The organism is Burkholderia crassaminum (genome assembly GCF_964265005.1).
Taxonomy (GTDB): domain Bacteria; phylum Pseudomonadota; class Gammaproteobacteria; order Burkholderiales; family Burkholderiaceae; genus Burkholderia.
The window spans coordinates 2,858,863-2,876,650 of the sequence record NZ_OZ183800.1; the positions used below are offsets into that span (position 1 = coordinate 2,858,863).

The 17,788-nt window shown below is 68.4% G+C and carries 17 protein-coding genes and 1 pseudogene; 8 read left to right on the plus strand and 10 right to left on the minus strand.

The window, feature by feature from the left end:
- Positions 1-2: 2 nt before the first annotated feature.
- On the minus strand, positions 3-596 hold the full coding sequence (locus ACPTTF_RS29850; RefSeq protein WP_423369326.1) for a TetR/AcrR family transcriptional regulator: 594 nt from the start codon (positions 594-596) through the stop codon (positions 3-5).
- A 117-nt stretch (positions 597-713) separates the two neighbouring features.
- Here ACPTTF_RS29850 and ACPTTF_RS29855 point away from each other — a divergent pair, with 117 nt between their 5' ends.
- The 4 genes from ACPTTF_RS29855 (at position 714) to ACPTTF_RS29870 (ending at position 4,104) form a co-directional block, all read left to right on the plus strand.
- The gene (locus ACPTTF_RS29855) at positions 714-1,760 is read left to right on the plus strand and encodes a saccharopine dehydrogenase family protein (protein ID WP_423369327.1); all 1,047 of its coding nucleotides are present in this window, start codon (positions 714-716) and stop codon (positions 1,758-1,760) included.
- Complete coding sequence (locus ACPTTF_RS29860) at positions 1,757-2,518, plus strand: isocitrate lyase/PEP mutase family protein (protein WP_423369328.1); 762 nt, start codon at positions 1,757-1,759, stop codon at positions 2,516-2,518. The genes ACPTTF_RS29855 and ACPTTF_RS29860 overlap by 4 nt, the downstream gene beginning before the upstream one ends.
- Positions 2,519-2,652: 134 nt before the next feature.
- Positions 2,653-3,210, plus strand: a complete 558-nt coding sequence (locus tag ACPTTF_RS29865; RefSeq protein ID WP_166954734.1) for a carboxymuconolactone decarboxylase family protein — start codon at positions 2,653-2,655, stop codon at positions 3,208-3,210.
- A gap of 48 nt (positions 3,211-3,258) precedes the next feature.
- Entirely contained in the window at positions 3,259-4,104 is an 846-nt protein-coding gene (locus ACPTTF_RS29870) for a helix-turn-helix transcriptional regulator (RefSeq protein WP_423369329.1), read from the plus strand.
- A gap of 46 nt (positions 4,105-4,150) precedes the next feature.
- Here ACPTTF_RS29870 and ACPTTF_RS29875 read toward each other — a convergent pair whose 3' ends face one another.
- Positions 4,151-5,362, minus strand: a complete 1,212-nt coding sequence (locus ACPTTF_RS29875; protein ID WP_166954738.1) for an MFS transporter — start codon at positions 5,360-5,362, stop codon at positions 4,151-4,153.
- Between the two features lie 70 nt (positions 5,363-5,432).
- Here ACPTTF_RS29875 and ACPTTF_RS29880 point away from each other — a divergent pair, with 70 nt between their 5' ends.
- On the plus strand, positions 5,433-6,482 hold the full coding sequence (locus ACPTTF_RS29880) for an AraC family transcriptional regulator (protein ID WP_423369330.1): 1,050 nt from the start codon (positions 5,433-5,435) through the stop codon (positions 6,480-6,482).
- Between the two features lie 91 nt (positions 6,483-6,573).
- On the opposite strand, the gene ACPTTF_RS29885 is transcribed toward ACPTTF_RS29880, so the two are convergent.
- Positions 6,574-6,807, minus strand: coding sequence for a hypothetical protein (locus tag ACPTTF_RS29885; protein WP_423369933.1), 234 nt, complete (start codon positions 6,805-6,807; stop codon positions 6,574-6,576).
- Entirely contained in the window at positions 6,804-8,702 is a 1,899-nt protein-coding gene (locus ACPTTF_RS29890; protein WP_423369331.1) for a DUF3857 domain-containing transglutaminase family protein, read from the minus strand. Before ACPTTF_RS29890 ends, ACPTTF_RS29885 begins: the two co-directional genes overlap by 4 nt.
- Before the next feature lie 364 nt (positions 8,703-9,066).
- On the opposite strand from ACPTTF_RS29890, the gene ACPTTF_RS29895 reads away from it, so the two are divergent.
- The 3 genes from ACPTTF_RS29895 to ACPTTF_RS29905 all read left to right on the plus strand — a co-directional run bounded on the left by ACPTTF_RS29895 (position 9,067) and on the right by ACPTTF_RS29905 (position 9,808).
- A complete protein-coding gene (locus tag ACPTTF_RS29895; RefSeq protein WP_166954746.1) occupies positions 9,067-9,252 on the plus strand; it encodes a hypothetical protein in 186 nt (61 codons plus the stop codon).
- A 76-nt stretch (positions 9,253-9,328) separates the two neighbouring features.
- Positions 9,329-9,604 (plus strand): hypothetical protein, encoded by a 276-nt coding sequence (locus ACPTTF_RS29900; protein WP_423369332.1) that lies wholly within the window; start codon positions 9,329-9,331, stop codon positions 9,602-9,604.
- A 45-nt stretch (positions 9,605-9,649) separates the two neighbouring features.
- Complete coding sequence (locus tag ACPTTF_RS29905) at positions 9,650-9,808, plus strand: hypothetical protein (RefSeq protein ID WP_166954750.1); 159 nt, start codon at positions 9,650-9,652, stop codon at positions 9,806-9,808.
- A gap of 88 nt (positions 9,809-9,896) precedes the next feature.
- On the opposite strand, the gene ACPTTF_RS29910 is transcribed toward ACPTTF_RS29905, so the two are convergent.
- The 6 genes and pseudogenes from ACPTTF_RS29910 to ACPTTF_RS29935 all read right to left on the minus strand — a co-directional run bounded on the left by ACPTTF_RS29910 (position 9,897) and on the right by ACPTTF_RS29935 (position 17,721).
- The gene (locus ACPTTF_RS29910) at positions 9,897-11,867 is read right to left on the minus strand and encodes an amino acid permease (RefSeq protein WP_166954752.1); all 1,971 of its coding nucleotides are present in this window, start codon (positions 11,865-11,867) and stop codon (positions 9,897-9,899) included.
- Between the two features lie 338 nt (positions 11,868-12,205).
- Positions 12,206-13,231 (minus strand): annotated as a pseudogene (locus ACPTTF_RS29915) (glucokinase); the annotation flags it as partial.
- Between the two features lie 39 nt (positions 13,232-13,270).
- Complete coding sequence (locus tag ACPTTF_RS29920) at positions 13,271-14,212, minus strand: aldo/keto reductase (protein WP_423369333.1); 942 nt, start codon at positions 14,210-14,212, stop codon at positions 13,271-13,273.
- Positions 14,200-15,618 (minus strand): maltoporin, encoded by a 1,419-nt coding sequence (locus ACPTTF_RS29925; RefSeq protein WP_423369334.1) that lies wholly within the window; start codon positions 15,616-15,618, stop codon positions 14,200-14,202. The genes ACPTTF_RS29920 and ACPTTF_RS29925 overlap by 13 nt, the downstream gene beginning before the upstream one ends.
- Before the next feature lie 148 nt (positions 15,619-15,766).
- On the minus strand, positions 15,767-16,915 hold the full coding sequence (locus ACPTTF_RS29930; RefSeq protein ID WP_423369335.1) for a Gfo/Idh/MocA family protein: 1,149 nt from the start codon (positions 16,913-16,915) through the stop codon (positions 15,767-15,769).
- Complete coding sequence (locus ACPTTF_RS29935) at positions 16,912-17,721, minus strand: ThuA domain-containing protein (RefSeq protein WP_423369336.1); 810 nt, start codon at positions 17,719-17,721, stop codon at positions 16,912-16,914. The genes ACPTTF_RS29930 and ACPTTF_RS29935 overlap by 4 nt, the downstream gene beginning before the upstream one ends.
- Positions 17,722-17,788: the final 67 nt, after the last annotated feature.

A 17,788-nucleotide genomic window follows, 5' to 3' on the forward strand; every position in this document is an offset into this window, starting at 1 on the left:
TCCTACTTCCTGCCCTTCCTGGGCATCAGTAGTTGCGCGAATTCCTGCAGGAAATTCACGGGCCCGTGCGCATGCAGCGCCTGCCCGCTGCTCAGCGCGCCGTCGATGACGGTCGCGAGCCGCAGTGCGAAGGTTTCCGGTTCGTCGACACCGATCGCACCCGCCAGTTCGGTCAGCCGGCGCCGTAGCTCCTGCTTGTGCGCGACGGCCACCTTGCGGGCCGGATGATTGCCGTCCGCATATTCGGCGGCGATGTTGATCTGCGGGCAGCCGCGATAACCGGGGCGCTCGATGCGCTCGCCGATCCATCGCAACTGCGCATCCAGTTCCTCACGCGGCGTGCGCCGGTACTGCGCGGCCACCGCATCCCAATGCGCCCAGAAATCGGCGTCCTCGCGCAGCAGGAACGCTTCGATCAGGTCGTCCTTCGTCGCGAAGTGACGATAGAGGCTCGTCTTCGCAACGCCCGCCTGCGCGACGATCAGGTCCACGCCGACCGCGCGCGTGCCCTCCCGGTAGAACAGCTCGCTGGCCGTTTGCAGAATGCGTTCGCGCGTATCGGGCGCGTTCCCTGGTGTGCCTGTTTCCTTTTTCATCCCGACCCGGCCGTGCTGGCCGTCCTTACCGCAACAGTGAGCCGATCATAGCACCGCGGGGTTGACGACGCTACAGGTCTGTACTATAAAACAGACCGTTCTGTATCGGAGTTGATCATGGATGATCGAATGACGGTTGCAGTCTATGGCGCCACGGGTCATACCGGGCGGTTTGTCGTCGCCGAACTGGCACGGCGCGGCCTGCGCGCGATCCGCATCGGCCGCGATGCCGCGCGGCTCGCGGAAAACGGCGGCGAGGCGACGCTCGCGCGCGTCGCCGCGATCGACGATCCGGCCGCGCTCGACGCCGCGCTGCGCGGCGCGGATGCGGTGATCAACTGCGCGGGCCCGTACCTCGATACGGCGCTGCCGCTGGCCGATGCCGCACTGCGGGCCGGCATCCCCTATCTCGACCTGACCGCCGAGCAGCCGTCGGTGCTGGCGCTGGCCGAACACAGCGATGCGCGGGCACGTGCCGCGGGCGTGACCATCGTGCCGGCCGCGGCGTTCTACGGTGGCCTGGCCGACCTGCTCGTCACGGCCGTGGTGGACAAGAACCAGCCGATCGAGCGCGTCGATGTCGCGACCGGGCTCGACCGCTGGCACCCGACGCGCGGCACGCGCGTGACGGGTGAACGCAATCGCGCGGTACGGCTCGTGCAGAAGGACGGGAAGCCGACACCGGTGCCGTCGGTCGCACGCGAACGCGCATGGCCGTTCCCGCCGCCGATCGGCCCCGTCGACGTCACGCTGCTGCCGTTTTCGGAAGTGATGACACTCTCGCGTCACCTACGCATCGATACGATCGAATCTTGGCTCGCGACACTCGCGCTGCGCGACGTGCGCGATACCGCCACGCCGCCGCCCGAGCCAACCGACGCGCTCGGCCGCTCGGCACAGCAGTTCGCGATGGACGCGATCGTCGTGCAAGGCGGCACGACGCACCGCGCGACGGCGTCCGGGCGCGACATCTACGCGGTCAGCGCACCGATCATCGTCGAGGCGGCCGTGCGCCTGATCACGGGCAACACGGTGGTATCGGGCGGCGTGCGCAGTCTCGGCGAGCTGTTCGACGCGCGCGATTTTCTCGCGGCGCTCGATTCGGTGGCAGTATCGTTCGGCACGACGACCGATCCGGTTTTCAACAAGGAGACACAGGCATGAGCAGCAATGAGAAAGGCGCGTATTTCCGGTCGCTTCACCGCGCGGGCCAGCCGCTGGCGCTGTTCAACGTGTGGGACGCCGGCAGCGCGCGCACGGCGGCCGACGCGGGCGCTGTCGCGCTGGCAACCGGCAGCTGGTCGGTCGCGGCCGCCAACGGGTTCGTCGACGGCGAGCAGATGCCGCGCGCGCTGATGATGGAGGTACTCGAGCGCATCACGCGCACGACCGACCTGCCCGTCACCGTCGATCTCGAAAGCGGGTACGGCGAGCGGCCGGAAGATGTCGCCGAAACGATCGCGCTCAGCATCGAGGCCGGCGCGATCGGCTGCAACCTCGAGGACAGCTTCCCGGCGACGGGCGAATTGCGTGACGTCGAAGCCGCTGCAGCCCGTCTCGCGGCAGCACGACAGGCTGCGGATCGCGCAGGCGCCGACTACTTCATCAACGCGCGGACCGACGTGTTCTTCAAGGCGCCGACCGACACGCACGACGAGCGCCTGCTCGACGCCGTACTCGCCCGCGCACGCGCGTACGCAGCGGCCGGCGCCGATGGGCTCTTCGTGCCGGGGCTGCGCTCGCCGGCGCTCATTCGCGCGCTGACGGCCGCGTCGCCGCTGCCGGTGAACGTGATGCGCGTCACGGAAACACCGACCCTCGCCGAATTCGCGGAATACGGCGTGGCCCGTATCAGTCACGGGCCGTATCCGTACCTGCAGGCGATGAAGACGCTGGCGGAGATGGTCAGGCAAGGCGGCTAGGCGCTTCGCGGAACGGCCGGCCTCGCGCGCACCTCGAACGATTACATCCCATGTAATTGGCGCACGACACGGCCGCTCCTACGCTTCGGGTGTCGCGCTGCCATTCCGGCGGCGCCCGTCGCCCCGGAGACATCATGTCCGCCTACCCGCTTCACACCATCGACTCGGCACCGGTTGAATCGAAGCCCGTGCTCCAGCAGCTCCAGCAAACCTTCGGCACGATCCCGAACATCGCGGCGGCCATGGCCGCGTCGCCGGTGCTGATCAACGGCTTCATCGGCCTGTTCGAGCGCGTGCACGCCAGCAGCCTCACCGAGCCGCAGATCCAGACGCTCCTGCTCACCAACGCGGTCACGAACGCGAGCGAGTGGCCGGCCGCATTCCATACCGCGCTTGCACTGAAACAGGGTGTGACCCACGCCGACGTCGACGCGATCCGCCGCGGCGGCCTGCCCGGCGACGCGCAACTGGCCGCGCTGTCGGCCACGGCACGCAAGCTGATCGACACCCGCGGCCGCCTGGCCGATGCCGACCGGCAGTCGTTCCTCGACGCCGGCTTCAGCGACGAACAGTTGCTGGAAGTGATCGCGGTCGTCGCCGCGTCGACGATCACGAACTACGTCGGCAGCGTGACGCGGCCCACGCTCGAAGCACCGTTCGACGAATTTGCGTGGCATGCGCACGCCGCTTGAGTTCGATATAGTCGTTCGCATCGCTCACGAAACGCCCAGGGAGGCACGATGAACGCCAGCCGCCGCGATCGGCACGCGCCGCCGCACGAACTGGGCCGGTTGCTGCGCTACTGGCGCGACATGCGCGGCGTGAGCCAGCTCGACCTGTCGCTCGACGCGGGCATCTCGCAGCGCCAGATCAGCTTCATCGAAAGCGGGCGCAGCGTGCCGGGCCGCGATACGCTGCTGACGCTCGCGCAGACTTTGGACGTGCCGCTGCGCGAGCGCAACGCGCTGCTGCTCGCGGCCGGCTATGCGCCCGTGTATTCGGAAGCGCCGTGGGATGCGCAGGAGATGCACGGCGTGATCCGCGCGCTGGAACGGGTCGTGCGCCAGCACGATCCGTTTCCGGCGATCGTGATGGATCGCCACTGGAACGTGCTGATGACCAATGACGCGGCGCCGCGCTTTTTCGGCTGCTTCATCGACATGGCCGCGCGCGACGGCCCGCGCAACCTGCTGCGCCTGATGTTCGATCCGCACGGCATGCGGCCGTTTCTGGCCGACTGGGATACGGTGTCGCGCAGCCTGCTGCAGCGCGTGCATCGCGAATCGGTCGGCCGCGTGATCGACGACGATACCCGGCAGCTCCTCGACGACCTGCTCGCCACCCCCGATGCGCCGCGCGACTGGACATCGCCGCCGGCACCTGCCGCCGCGCCGTCGCTGCCGGTCATCCCGATCGGCTTCGTGCATGAAGGCGTCGTGCTGCGCTACTTCTCGCTGGTCACGACGGTGGGTACGCCGCAAAGCGCCGCTGCGCAGGAGCTGCGCATGGAGTGCATGTTCCCCGCCGACGATGCGACCGAAGCGCGCCACCGGCAGTTGCTCGACGCGCACGCACCGGTGCGCTGAGCGGCGGGCCGATGCGCGATCGCGCCGCCCGCCTCACCGGGACCGCTTATTCCGCCAGCGCGGGCACCACGCCGACACGCTTCGGCACGCCGGTCACGATCGTCGCCACCGCGACGGCCAGCACGACGGCCGCGGCAACGAACACGCCAGCCGCACCGTTCGCGTCGAAGACGACGCCGCCGGCTGCCGCGCCCGTCGCGATGGCAAGCTGGATCGCCGCGACGATCAGCCCACCCGCGCTTTCGGCTTCATCGGGCACGGTGCGCGTGACCCACGTCGACCACGCAACGGGCACGCCGCCGAACGCCATCCCCCACAACGCGACGAGCACCGCGTCGATCATCGGCGCGCGGCCGAGCGCGACGAGCGCGACGCCGAGCACGACCATCAGCGCGGGCATCCCGATCAGCATCGGCCGCAGCCGGTGTTCGAGCACGCGGCCGGCGAGCGACGTGCCGACGAAGTTCGCGATGCCGTAGCCGAGCAGGATCGCCGACAGCCCGTTCACGCCGACGCCCGCGACCTGCTCGAGGAACGGCCGCAGGTATGTGAAGAACGCGAAGTGCCCGGTGAACACGAGGATCGTCGCGAACATCCCGAGGCCGACGGTCGGCCGGCGCAGCACATCGATCAGCGTGCGCAGCCGGGTCGTGCCGCTCGGCGGCATCGACGGCAGCGTGATGACCTGCGACACGAACGAAATGCCGCCGAGCACGGCCGCGATCAGGAACACGTTGCGCCAGCCGATCAGGTGGCCGAAGTAGCTGCCCATCGGCGCGGACGCGATCGTCGCGACCGCCACGCCGCTGAAGATGATCGACAGCGCGCGCGGCACCATCGCCGTCGGCACGAGCCGCATCGCGGTGGCGGTCGCCATCGTCCAGAAGCCGCCGAGCGCGATGCCGAGCACGACGCGCCCGATCAGGAGCATTGCCAGGTTGGGCGCGAACGCGACCGCCAGGTTCGATGCGACGAGCAGCACCGAGAACACGAGCAACACGCGCCGCCGGTCGATCGTGCGCGTCAGCGCCGAGATCAGCAGGCTTGTGACGAGCGCGACCGTCGCGGTGGCCGTGACGGCCTGCCCGGCCACGCCTTCGGTCACGCCAAGGCTGTCGGCCATCGGCGTCAGCAGGCTCGCGGGCAGGAATTCGGCCGTGACGAGCCCGAAGACGCCGAGCGTCATCGCGAATACCGCGCCCCAGGCCGGTTCGCGGGGGGCCGCCGTCGAGGCGGCCGTGGAGATTCCGGGATTCATGCGTGGTTCCGTGTCGGTTAGGGAAAATACTGATGAGGGCGTATCGTAAGGAATCACATCAGGACGGTCTATGACATACAATCCGCTCTTGTTGATCGAACGTCCGAATCTCGATATGTCCGAGCCCCTGCTTCCGCCCATCCCCGACGTGCACGACCTCGTCAGCGAGCTGCTGCTGGGGATGCGCCTGAGCGGCGTCCAGTACCGCCGCATCCAGGTCGCGCGGCCGTTCGGGCTGAATTTCGGCCACGTGACGGGCCGCGCGCAGTTCCATTTCGTCGGGCGCGGGCCGGTGCTGCTGCGCGACGCGTCGGGCGACACGATGCGGCTCGAGGCCGGCGATGCAATCCTGCTGCCACACGGCGGCATGCACGCGCTGGTGTCGGACCCCGATGCACAGTGCCGCGAGATCAACGGCTTCGAAGTCGCGAAGATCTGCGATACGGTTGCGTCGGTGGCATCGGCCGGCGTGTCGCCCGCCAGTTGCGCGACGACCGAGCCGGGCGCCGGCGACGCGCTGATCTTCAGCGCCTGCATGGAGCTCGATCTCGGCGGCATGCAGCCGCTGGTCGGCACGATGCCCGAGCTCATGCACGTCGGCACGCTGCTCGCGCGCTACCCGGAAATCCGCCCGATGCTCGATGCGATGGAGCGCGAAGCGTGCTCGGCGCGCGCGGGCTTCGCCGGCATCCTCGCGCGGCTCGCGGACGTGGTCGCGGCGTTCATCGTGCGCGGCTGGGTCGAATGCGGATGCGGCGATGCGACGGGCTGGGTGCAGGCGCTGCGCGAGCCGAAGCTCGGCCGCGCGATCGTCGCGCTGCATCGCGATCCGGGCCGCAACTGGAGCGTGGCGGAACTCGCCACCGAAGCGGGCGTGTCACGTTCGGTGTTCGCCGAACGCTTTCTCGCGGCCACCGGGATGACGCCCGTGCGCTACCTGACCGAGCTGCGGATGCGGCTCGCCGCGCAATGGATCACGCGCGACCACGAGACGATCGAGGCCGTCGCGTACCGGCTCGGCTACGGCTCGCTCGCCGCGTTCAGCCGCGCGTTCAAGCGCGTGGTAGGCAAGCCGCCGGGCGCCGTGCGCGCGGACGGCGAGATGCGTGTCGAAGCGTAAGGCGTGACGTGTCACGCATCACGTCTTAAACGTGATGCCGCCCGCGGCCGCCAACCGTCGCTCAAATCGCTGCCACGCGTGATTGCAGCGCTCAGCCGCTGCGCGCTTCCAGCCTGTCGACCAGCGCCGTTGCGCACTGCACGGCGAGCGCCGCGCACTGCTCCGGATCCACCACCGCGCCGCCGGCAACGGTGCCTTGCACGATCCGGCCCAGCAATTCCTTCGAGAGATCGGCGATCTCGTCATCCCGTTCCGTCATGATGCCCTCCTGCGCGTCGACCGAACGTATCGACGCGATCACTTCCCCTGCCCGATCGACGTTCAACGCCCTTTCGCCCGCACGACGATCTGGGCCTGCGTGTCGCGTTCGATGCGTTCGAGCGACGCGCGCAGCGCCGTGAATTCGTCCGGCGTACACACCTGGCGGCCGAAATCCGCCGTCATCCGCCGCGAGACCTGCACGACACGCGCGGCCGCGTCGAATACGTAATGCGACGTGAAGTCGACGAAGCGATCGTGCACGGCCGTATCGGCCGGCAGGTCGGTCACCGTGACGTCGGCCGGCAGTGCGATCTGGCCGGTCTCGTCGAACGTGCCGCCGATGCAGCCCCACGGCTGCGTGCGCACGGGTTCGGCCAGCCAGCTCTCGACCTGCGTCGCGATGCCGCCCGTCAGGCTCGACAGCGCGGGCAACGCGGTCGTGCCGTCGGGCCACACGAAATGGTCGAGCGTGCCCGACATCGTCACGTCGAACGGCCCGTCGGTCACGCGCCGGTCGCTGGTCGACAGTTGCGCGCGGCCGCGCAAGCCGCTTTGCCGCAGACGGTCGTTCGCGAGTTGGGCGATGGCGTCGGGTGTCGCGCGGCGAAACAGGTTGCGTTCGAGTTCGGCCGTCCAGCCGTCATCCTCGATGTACGCGTGAAAATGCACGGCGCCCGGCCCGGCCGCATCGATCCCGACCCGTGCGATGCGGCCGCGCGGCTGCGTGGCCGGCGTGCGCGACAGCACACCCGTGTCGACGAGCAGCGCGGGACGGTCCATCACGATGGGTGGCAGATAGCCGAACGCGATGCCGGCCGTCGTCGTATCCGCAAAGCTGGCGAGATCGGGCAGCCACGTGATCGCGTGATTGATCGCACCGCCGCCGTAACCGGGCACCGACGGCAGCGTGTAGACGGACCCGAGACTGATCAGCACCGGTTCGCTGCGGATGCCGACCGCCGCGAGCAACGCGCCGAACAGCGCGACATGATCCTTGCAGTCGCCGTAGCGGTTGCGCAGGATGTCCGTGACGCGATGCGGCGCGGCGGCCGTTTCGCCGAGAAACAGCCCGACGTAGCGCACGTTCGCCTGCACCCAGTCGTACAGGATGCGCGCCTTGTCGCGCGGATCGGCGGCACCCGCGGTCAGCGTGCGCGCCAGTTGCGCGACGGCCGGATCGTCCGTGTCCGGATCGACGGCCGCGTTGCGGTAGCGCGCGGCGAACGCCGCATAGTCGGGCAGCGTCGACACGACGAGCCGGTCGCCGTAGGTCGCGTAGCCGACCGCGCCGTTCTCGATGCGCTCGTACGGGCCGTGCCGGTAGTCGAATTCGTAGCGCGTGCGGCCGTTCGCGGTGACCGGCGGCAGCGCGACGTAGCCACGCGCATCCGCGTACAGCGGCATGTCGGCCGGCACGTCGAAGATCAGCCGCTGGCTGTCGACCGGCTCGCGCGACGGCTCCACGGTGTAGCCGAAGTAGCCGCGGTTGACCGGCTTCGTGCGGGTCTTGCGGAACGCCACGCGCGTGCTCGACCCGGCTTCGACGCCGGGAAACACGACGGTGCGCAACAGCCCGTCCTGGAACGTCGGCGCGCCGGCCGAGCGCGGTTCCTGCACGTCGCGGATGCCGTCCGCGCCGACGGGATGCGCGACACCGTCGCGGTCGATCGTTTCGGTCGCGAGCAGGTCCACCTTCTCGAGATTCTTGTCGAACCACACGTAGCGCTGCGCGATGGCATCGATGCCGTTCGCGTTGTTCGCGCGCAGCGTCGCATCGTCGTGCTCGTCGAGCGAACCGTCGTGCTGGATCACGAATTCGTGGACATCGCTGACGACCGTGACGGGCGCGTCGCCGCCCGTGTTGCCGCTGTCGCGCACATCGGCCATGGCCGCGCCTGCGCCGAGCGCGATGGCGCAGGCAAGCAGGCGGCCGGTCCATCGGGAAAGGAAAAGCACCACGTCGTCGCTCTCCGCGCGTTCGTTGCCGGGCGCCAGGGCCGCGCGCCGGCGCGGACGGTTCGATCCGCATGACGCGCACATGACGGCTCACACGCCGCGTGACCGTCGTGCGAACCAGTGTGGGTGACGTGCCGTCGAGCGTCAAGCCGCGCGGCGGCGGGCCTGCGCGCGATGCGGCGAGCCGGCCCGGTGTGCAGCGCCGGCGGCGCCAGTCCGACATGCCGCTTCTGCGCATCCTGTCCCGGGCGAGAATGCCTTTTGTATCACGTTGTGATCTATAATTCAGGCAGATCATCCGTGCGTGCGACGTCGGCAGAACGCCCCTCTGCCGAACGCGACACGCCGACATGGGGAAGGAGACATCATGTTGATCAATAGCGACTTCGAAATGGGTTACCTCGTGATCGCGTTCGCACTGCTCGGCGTGATCCTGTTCGGTGCGCTGCTCACCGCGCTGCATCTCGAACGGTGGCATCCGAAGCTGGTCGGCGCCGCGCTCGGCGCGTTGCTCGGCATCGCGCTGATCGAAGCGATGCCGGTGCTGACGTGAATACGGCCCGGCACCCATTCGTCCGATCACGCATCACGCGGGGTCGGAACGATCGGCGCCTGCCGCGGAGGCCGTCATGGCTTCACCGCTCTGCCTGACCTATCGCCAGTGCGGGATTCGCGCGGTCGCGCTCGTCGACCCGGTTGCCGGCGAAGGGCTCGAACTGGGCGCGCTGTACGAACCGCTTGCCGTCGTGGTCTGGCGCGATGCCGGCAGATGCCACGAAACGCACCTGCTCGACCCGAAACATCAGGTGTTCCGCAACGACGCGGACGCGCTCCGGATCTCGATCGCGCTGGCCAAGCGCTTCATCGACACGATGCTCGCCGGCCCATTCGTGCCCGCCGGCTGACGGCCGGCCGCGGCGCCTTTCGTCCCTCGTCATGCTGGAGGTGACATGGAAAACGGTATCGTCCAGGCGCTCTTGCTGCTCGCGCTTCTCGTGTTCGCGGTGTTGTTCTTCACGGCAGCACGCGGCCGCGACCGCACGCGCGACAAGCTGCTGCACCGGCCCGCGCGACGCTCGTCACGCTCGCATACGCATCGTCATCCGTAATCGCGCTGCGCAAGAAAAGTCACCGTGCCGTTGCCGCACGCCTGTTCGTTCGCGCTGAAAAGTGCTGGCGAGCCGCTTCGCCCGTCCGTCAGCCGACGTTCATCGGCAGCAGCACCATCTGCTTGCCCTCGACGTGCAGGCGCGCCTGCAACTCGACAGGTGTCTGGTTGTGCAGCCAGGCCGTGAGGAAATTCACGCGCCGGAAGATCAGCTTGCTCGCGAAGCACACGGCGTTCGGGTACTCGTCGAGCGTCGACGATGCGAGGTTCATGAACTCGACGACGGGGTTCGTGCCGAACGCGATCCGGTAGTCGGCCGCGATGCCGCTGCGACGGCAGTGCGCGACATAGTAGTCCAGCGCTTCGGTGATCGAGTGACGCAGCCGTTCGAGATGTTCGTGCCCGTCGTATGCCTTCGCATCGACCTCGCCGACCGCGAGGAAGATCACGTTGCGGAAGTGCCCGGGAAACAGCCGGTTGACCCACAGCAGCGCGTGCATGCTCGCGCCGCGATGCTTGCCGACCAGCAGCACGGCCGTCGGTTGCGACGGATCGGGCTTGCCCGGCGCGGTCGCCTCGTCGACTTCGGGCGGCTTGCCGGAGAACAGCGCATCTTCCTTCGCGAGCTGCGCGCGCGTATACGCGTAGTGGCGATTGATCATGAAGCACAGCGCGATCACCGCGCTCGTCACGAGCACCGTGAGCCAGCCGCCCGCCGTAAACTTCTCGATGAGCGTGATGACAAGCACGGTCGCCGTCACGCTCAGCCCGAGCGCCGACAGGAAGAAGTGCTTGAACCAGCCCTGCTGGCTGCGATGATGCCACCAGTACGTGCAAAGCCCGAGCAGCGACATGCTGAACGTGAGGAACACGTTGATGCTGTACAGCACGACGAGCACGTCGACGTTGCCGTGCGTCCACAAGAGGATCAGCAGGCTCGACAGCCCGACGACGATGATCCCGTTCTGCCGCACGAGGCGCGTCGACAGGTCGCGGAAATGGCGCGGCACCCACGAATCCGACGCCATGTTCGACAGCACGGCCGGGCCGTCGAGGAAGCCCGTCTGCGCGCCGACCAGCAGCAGCCCGGCCTCGAATGCGAGCACGGCCGCGAGCAACGCATGGCGCGCGAATGCCGAGCCGAGCCCGAGATGGTCGATCACGCTGCCGAACACGACCGCGTTGAGCGTCTCGCCGTCGACGGGCTTCGCATGCCACAGCATGTACAGCAGGATGATGCCGCCGGCCGTGAACGCGAGCGACGTCGACATGTACCACATCGTCACCTTGCCGTTCGGCACGCGCGGATCGGCGAGCATGTTCACGTTGTTCGACACGGCCTCGAGGCCCGTATAGGTGCCGCCGCCGAGCGAGAACGCACGCATCAGCAGCGCGAGCAGCACGAACAGGCCGAGCGACTGCGACATCCCGTGCGCTTCGTGCACGGCGTCGGGCACGACCATCGCGAGGCTGCTGCCGTGTACGGCGACGCCGTACACGATCAGCACGAAGTGCAGGACCACGAAGCCGATGAAGATCGGCAGCAGCACCATGATCGATTCGCGCATCCCGCGAAAATTGAGCCCCGTCATCATCAGGATCAGCACGATCTCGGTGGTGAGCTTGAAGGCTTGCGCGCTGACCGGCAGCAGGCTGAAGAACGCGTCGACGCCGCTCGCGAGCGACGTCGCGACGGTCAGCACGTAGTCGACCAGCAGCGCCGCGCCCGACACGAGCCCGGGCTTCGACCCGAGCAGCGACGTCGCGACGCGGTAGCCGCCGCCGCCCGTCGGGAACAGCTCGATCACCTGGTTGTAGCCGAGCGCGATGATGAACACGGTGGCCGCCGTCGCCAGCGCGAGAAACAGCGCGAGCGCGTGGTGCTGGCCGAGCGCGAGGAACGCTTCCTCCGGGCCGTAGCACGACGACGACAGGCCGTCGGCGCCGAGCCCGACCCAGGCCAGCAGCGGCGTCACGGCGATCGCATGCCGCGTGCGCGGATCGAGCGGGTCGAGCGGCTTTCCGACGAGCAATTGCCACACCTTCTGGAATGCGGTCACGATTCCTCCGGAACGCACGACGCCTCGGCGACACTCCTCTAAAAGTAAATGAGTTCCGGGACGACTTCCAGTCGGCGTATTCCATAGGGCGGCGTGCGTGCGCCGGATTGCTTTCAACCTGCCGACGCCTTGCAGACAATCGCACTACGAACACGCAAGCCGGACATGACGGTACGGACGCGACACGCACGTGTTGCGCATGTCGTGCACAGCCGATCGACCTGCAACGGGACACGCATGCGTGCCGACGCGAGCCTTCATCCGATCGATGCTCGACGGGAGTGCACACCTTCGTGCACGGCCCCGGCGACCCGTGCAGCGCGTCAGCCGACCTCGCCCAACGCGCGGGCGAGCAGGCGCGACACGCCGACGAAGGCCGGATGCGGCGCGGTGATCACGAAGGTCGGAATCTTCGCGAGATAGCCGGCAAAGCGGCCCTTCGCCTCGAAGCGGGCTCGAAATGGCGATGCATCGAACCATGCACCGAGGCGCGGCACGACGCCCCCGCCGATATGGATACCGCCGGTCGCGCCGAGCGTCAGCGCCAGATTGCCCGCGAACGTGCCGAGCATGCCGCAGAAGCAATCCAGGGTCGCCGCGCAGCGTGCGTCGCCGGCAAGCGCACGATCGATGATGGCGGCCGTATCGACCGCATCGACCGCATCGACCGCATCGGCCCGCGATGCGTCGCAACCGTCGCGTGCGGCGAGCGCTGCGTGAATGACCGCGATGCCGGGGCCCGCGGCCAGCCGCTCGAACGACACGTGCGGCCAGCGTGCCCGCGCGTACTGCAGCACGTCGGCTTCGCGTGCATCGGCGGGCGCAAACGATACATGCCCGCCCTCGCCGGACACCGGCACCCATGCGTCGCCCGCGCGCACGAGCGCCGAGACGCCCAGCCCAGTGCCGGCGCCGAGCACGCCGATCGTACCGGCGGGCACCGCGCGCCCGCCGCCGACCTGCCGGCGTTGTCCCGCGGACAGATGCGGCACGGCCATCGCCAGCGCCGCGAAATCGTTGAAGACGTGCAGCGTGTCGAACCCGAGCGCGCGGCGCGTCGCGTCGATCGAGAAGCGCCAGTCATGATTGGTCATGCTGACCATGTCGCCGTCCACCGGATTGGCGATCGCGATCGCCGCGTCCCGCACCCGGGCGCCGCCCGTGTCGCGCAGGAACGCGCGCACCGCGTCGTCCAGGCCGGCATGGGCGCTGCATCGATAGACACGCACGTCGCCGATCCCGCCGAGCGCGGTCTCCAGCGCGAAGCGCGCATGCGTGCCGCCGATGTCGGCCAGCAAGCGGGGTTCTCCGGCGCGCGCACCGCGCGGCGCGACCGGATCACCGTTGAGGATTGCTACACTCATCCCATCTCCCGAATTGTCATCGTGTGTCGATCGCAACGGTCATGGCACCTCCACGCCGCGCGCCGCGTGCAGCAGTTCGAACCAGTGCTCGCGTTCGAGCGCGATGTGTGTCGCCGCCACGGCCTCGCGCAGCGCCGCGATCCGGCTCGACCCGACGATCGGCAGCGGTCGGCACGGCAGCGCGAGCAACCACGCGAACAGCACCGTCGTCGCCGACACGCCGAGCGCGTCGCCGATCCGCGTCGCGCACTCGCGCACCCGCGTCGCGGCGGGCGACGCCTCCGTCAACAGGCGTCCGCCGGCAAGCGGCGACCACAGCATCGGCGGACAGCGCCAGCGCTGCGCCTGGTCGAACGTGCCGTCGTCGAGCGGCGCGAGATGCAGCGGCGAGCATTCGACCTGATTCGTCGCGAGCGACATGCCGTGCGCCGCCATGCGGTCCTGCAACAACGCAGCCTGTGCCGGCGTAAAGTTCGATACCCCGAACGCCCTCACCTTTCCGTCACGCCGAAGCGCGGCGAAGGTCGCGGCAACCTCGTCGGCATCCATCAGCGGATCGGGACGATGCAGCAGCAGCAGATCGAGCCGGTCGGTGCGCAGCGCGCGCAGCGACTGCTCGACCGACGCGACGACATGGGCGGCGCGCGTGTCGTAATGCTTGATCCCGTGCGCAGGCCGGCGTGCGGACACGAGCCGGATCCCGCATTTCGTGACGATCTGCATCCGCTCGCGCAAGTGCGGCGCATCGGCCAGCACGTCGCCGAACAGGCCCTCGGCCGTGTAGTCGCCGTAGATGTCCGCATGGTCGAAGCTCGTCACGCCGAGTTCCAGCGCCGCCTCGATCAGCGCACGTCGCTCGCGGACCGGCAACGCCCAGTCGCCGATTCGCCACATCCCGAACACGATGCGCGAGAACGGCGCGGCATCGGCACCCATCGATATCGTCGTACAGCGTTCCGTCATCGCGCTCACCACCACCATTCGACCTGCGCGCCGACCGTCGAACCCGTGCGCGACGTGCCGAAGATGCCCGTCGTCGACAGCGGATCGCCGGGCGCCGCCGCATCCTGCGCGGCCTGGTTCCAGCGCGCATAGGTGTAGAACACGCGGAATTCCGGCCGCGACCAGAACGAGCGGTCCATCGCGAGCGTCAGCGCGACGCTCGCCTTCAGCAGCGTGCGCGTCGGGCCGCCGGACGGCGTCACGCGATCGTGCCCGAGGTCGCCCTGCAGCTTGATGTGCTGTGTGAACGCGTACACCGGCCGTACACCCATCGATATCCAGGTCTGCGACCCGCCCGACGGCGCGATGTCGCGCTGGTAGATGCCGACCACCTGTCCGCTGAAGTCGCGCGTCGCCTGCCAGTCGAACGCGTCGAGCACGCGAAAACTCTTGTAGCGGTTGTCGTTGGTCAGCGTTCCCGTGTAGCCGAGGCCCGTGCCCGGACCGACGCCGTACTGGAACGCGAGCTTGTTCTTGCCGCCGAGCAGGTTGGTCTGCACGTGCTGAACCGTGAACGACCAGCCGCTGTGCGCGTCCTGCAGCACGCCGCTCGTGTTCAGCACCGGCGCGCGGGCCGGGATGTACGACAGCCCGAACTGCAGTTCGCCGCCGGGGTTCGGGTGCACGCCCGACAACTGCAGGTCGTGGCGCGTCGCATAGTTGGGCTGGTCGATATAGTCCTCGCGGAACAGCGCATAGCTGAGCTTCAGGCCGCCACCGATCGGCACGTTCTCGATGCCCGCGCCGAGGCCGCTCGGGTTCCAGTAGTAGAAGTCGTTCATGTGGACGTCGTTGCGCCGGTAGTAGATGCGCCCGAACCAGACCCGCATGTCGTCCAGCCCCGGAAAGTTCGTGAGCTGCACGTACGACTGCGGCAGGCGCACGCGGCCGTGATCGCCGTTGAAGGTCGGCGCGCGATCGAGATCGTTGACGAGGCTCGCCATCCCCACCGCCGACAGCTGCATGCCGTTCGAGAACTTGTACAGCGTCTGGTCGATCTCCAGCTCGCTGTAGACCTGGCATTCGTTGCCAAGCCGGTATTTGCTCTGTGCACCCGGCAACTGGAAGCAGGCCTGCGAATGGCCATCGCTCGTGCCGACGCCGGCCCGCATATAGCCATGGAACTGCGTCCACGGCGTCAGCTGGTTCCAGGCCGACGACGGCGTCGGCGTCGCCACGTTGGCGGGGCTCGTATCAGCCGGCACGACGCCGGTGGCCTGCGAGAGGCCGCCCGGCGCGCTGTCGGCGGCGACCGTCATTGCCGGGTCCGGCGCCGCATGCAGCGCGGCCGATGCGACGGCCAGCGAGAACGCGGCGGCGAGCCGCGTGAGCCTGAACGGGGTGCGTGCGGGGCCGCGCGCGGCGCAGCCTGCTTCGTCGATCATGAACGTGTCTCCAAACGTTGTTTGTGCGCCGCGTGCGATGCGCGGCGTCATCTAATAGGTGTGTGTGCTGCGTCGTCCGTCATGCTGCTGTCGGGCCGGCGTGGTGGACGATCCGCGCGCCGGCCCGGAACGAAGTCAGCGCTCGACTTCAGCCCGCGACGTCGAGATCGAGCACCGGCGACGCGTCGGCGTCCGCCCGCGTCGGCGCGTGGATGCGGATCGGCTCGCCCGCGGCTGCGCTTGCATAGATCGCGTCGAGAATCTCCATCACGATCAGCCCTTCCTCACCGGGCGCCGGATGCGGAACGTCGCACAGAATCGCTTCCGCGTAGTCGTACATCGCGGAATGCGCGCCTTCCGCGGGCGGATTCAGGCGCATGTCGAACTGCGCGCCGTTCTGCTCGAGGAACACGTGCGCGTCGAACGTGTAGCCCTCGTTCAGGTTCTTCTGCAGCAGCCCGGCGCGCGTGCCGAGCAGGCGGGTTTCCATCAGCTCCGCCTCCTGGATGTTGGTCGCCCACGACGCCTCGAGCGCGAGCGTCGCGCCGTTGTCGAAGCGGATCATCGCGGCCGCGAGATCCTCGACGTCGAACGTCTTGCCCGCACGCTCTGCCAGTTCGCGTGCGATCGGATCGTAGGTGCTGCCCATCACCCACACGGGTTTCGGATAGCCCATCAGCCACAGCGCGAGGTCGAGCCGATGCACGCCGAGATCGATCAGCGGCCCGCCACCCGCCAGCGCCTTCGTGCCGAACCAGCCACCGAAGCCGGGCATCCCGCGCCGGCGATGCCAGACCGTCCGCCCGAAATAGAAATCACCGAACAGGCCGCTCTCGACCTGCGCCTTCAGCGCGCGCGACTGCGCGCTGAAGCGGTACGAGAAATTGATCATCAGCCGCTTGCCGGCGCGCTGCGCGGCGATCAGCATTTCGCGCCCTTCGTCCGCGTTCAGCGCCATCGGCTTCTCGCACAGCACGTGGCAGCCGGCGTCGAACGCGGCAAGCGTCAGCTCGCGATGGAACTTGTTCGGCGTGCAGACACTGACGACGTCGAGCTTCTCCGCTGCGAACATCGCGTCGGCCGACGCGTAGCGGGCATCGATGCCGAACGCGTCGCCCACCTTCGCGAGCCGCTTCGCATCGGGGTCGGCAATCGCGACCACGTCGACATCCGGATGCTCGCGCCAGCCTTCGATATGCTTGCTGCCGATCCCGAGCCCGATCACGCCCACGCGCAGGCGCCGGCCACGTGCGATCACCGCCGCTTCCGGCAGCTCGACCTTGTAATCGTCGTTCATGCGAGGTCTCCTGCGCTTTGCCGGATGCCGACGTGCGCGAACTGCCCGCTCTTCTCGCTGAGCTTTTCGAGCGGCGGCGATTCCGGGCAGCGGTCGGTGAGGCTCACGCGCGGCGCGGCCCACTGCACCGCGTTCGCGATCACGCGCTGCACGTTGCGGTCGTGATAGGTCGGGTAGGCTTCGTGCCCGGGGCGGAAATAGAAGATCCGGCCGTGACCGCGCTCCCAGCAGCAGCCCGAACGGAACACCTCGCCGCCCTCGAACCACGAGATGAACACGGTGCTGTCCGGCTGCGGGATGTCAAAACGCTCGCCGTACATTTCCTCGTGCGGCAGCTCGAAATACTCGCCGAGCCCGGCCGCGATCGGATGCGACGGTTCGACGACCCACAGCCGTTCCTTCTCGGCTGCCTCGCGCCACTTCAGCGAGCAGTTCGTACCGAGCAGGCGGCGGAAGATCTTCGAGAAGTGCCCGGAATGCAGCACGATCAGGCCCATCCCTTCGAGCACGCGACGCTGCACGCGCTCGACGATCTCGTCGGAGACCTTCGCGTGCGCCTTGTGCCCCCACCAGATCAGCACGTCGCACGCGGCGAGCCGCGCTTCGCTGAGGCCGTGCTCGGGCTGGTCGAGCGTCGCGGTGCTGATCTCGAGCGGCAACGCACCGTGGCCGAGCGCCGGGGTTTCGGCGAGCGCGGCGGCGATCACCTGATGCAGGCCGTCCGGATAGATCGCGCGCACGCCCGCGTTTTCCCGTTCGTGCTCGAACTCGTTCCATACGATCACTGAAAGCTTCTTGTTTAGCATGACTATCCTTTATCGATGATTTGGCGCCCATTCGACAGCGGCCATGCGCCGTGGCCGCCTGAAACCT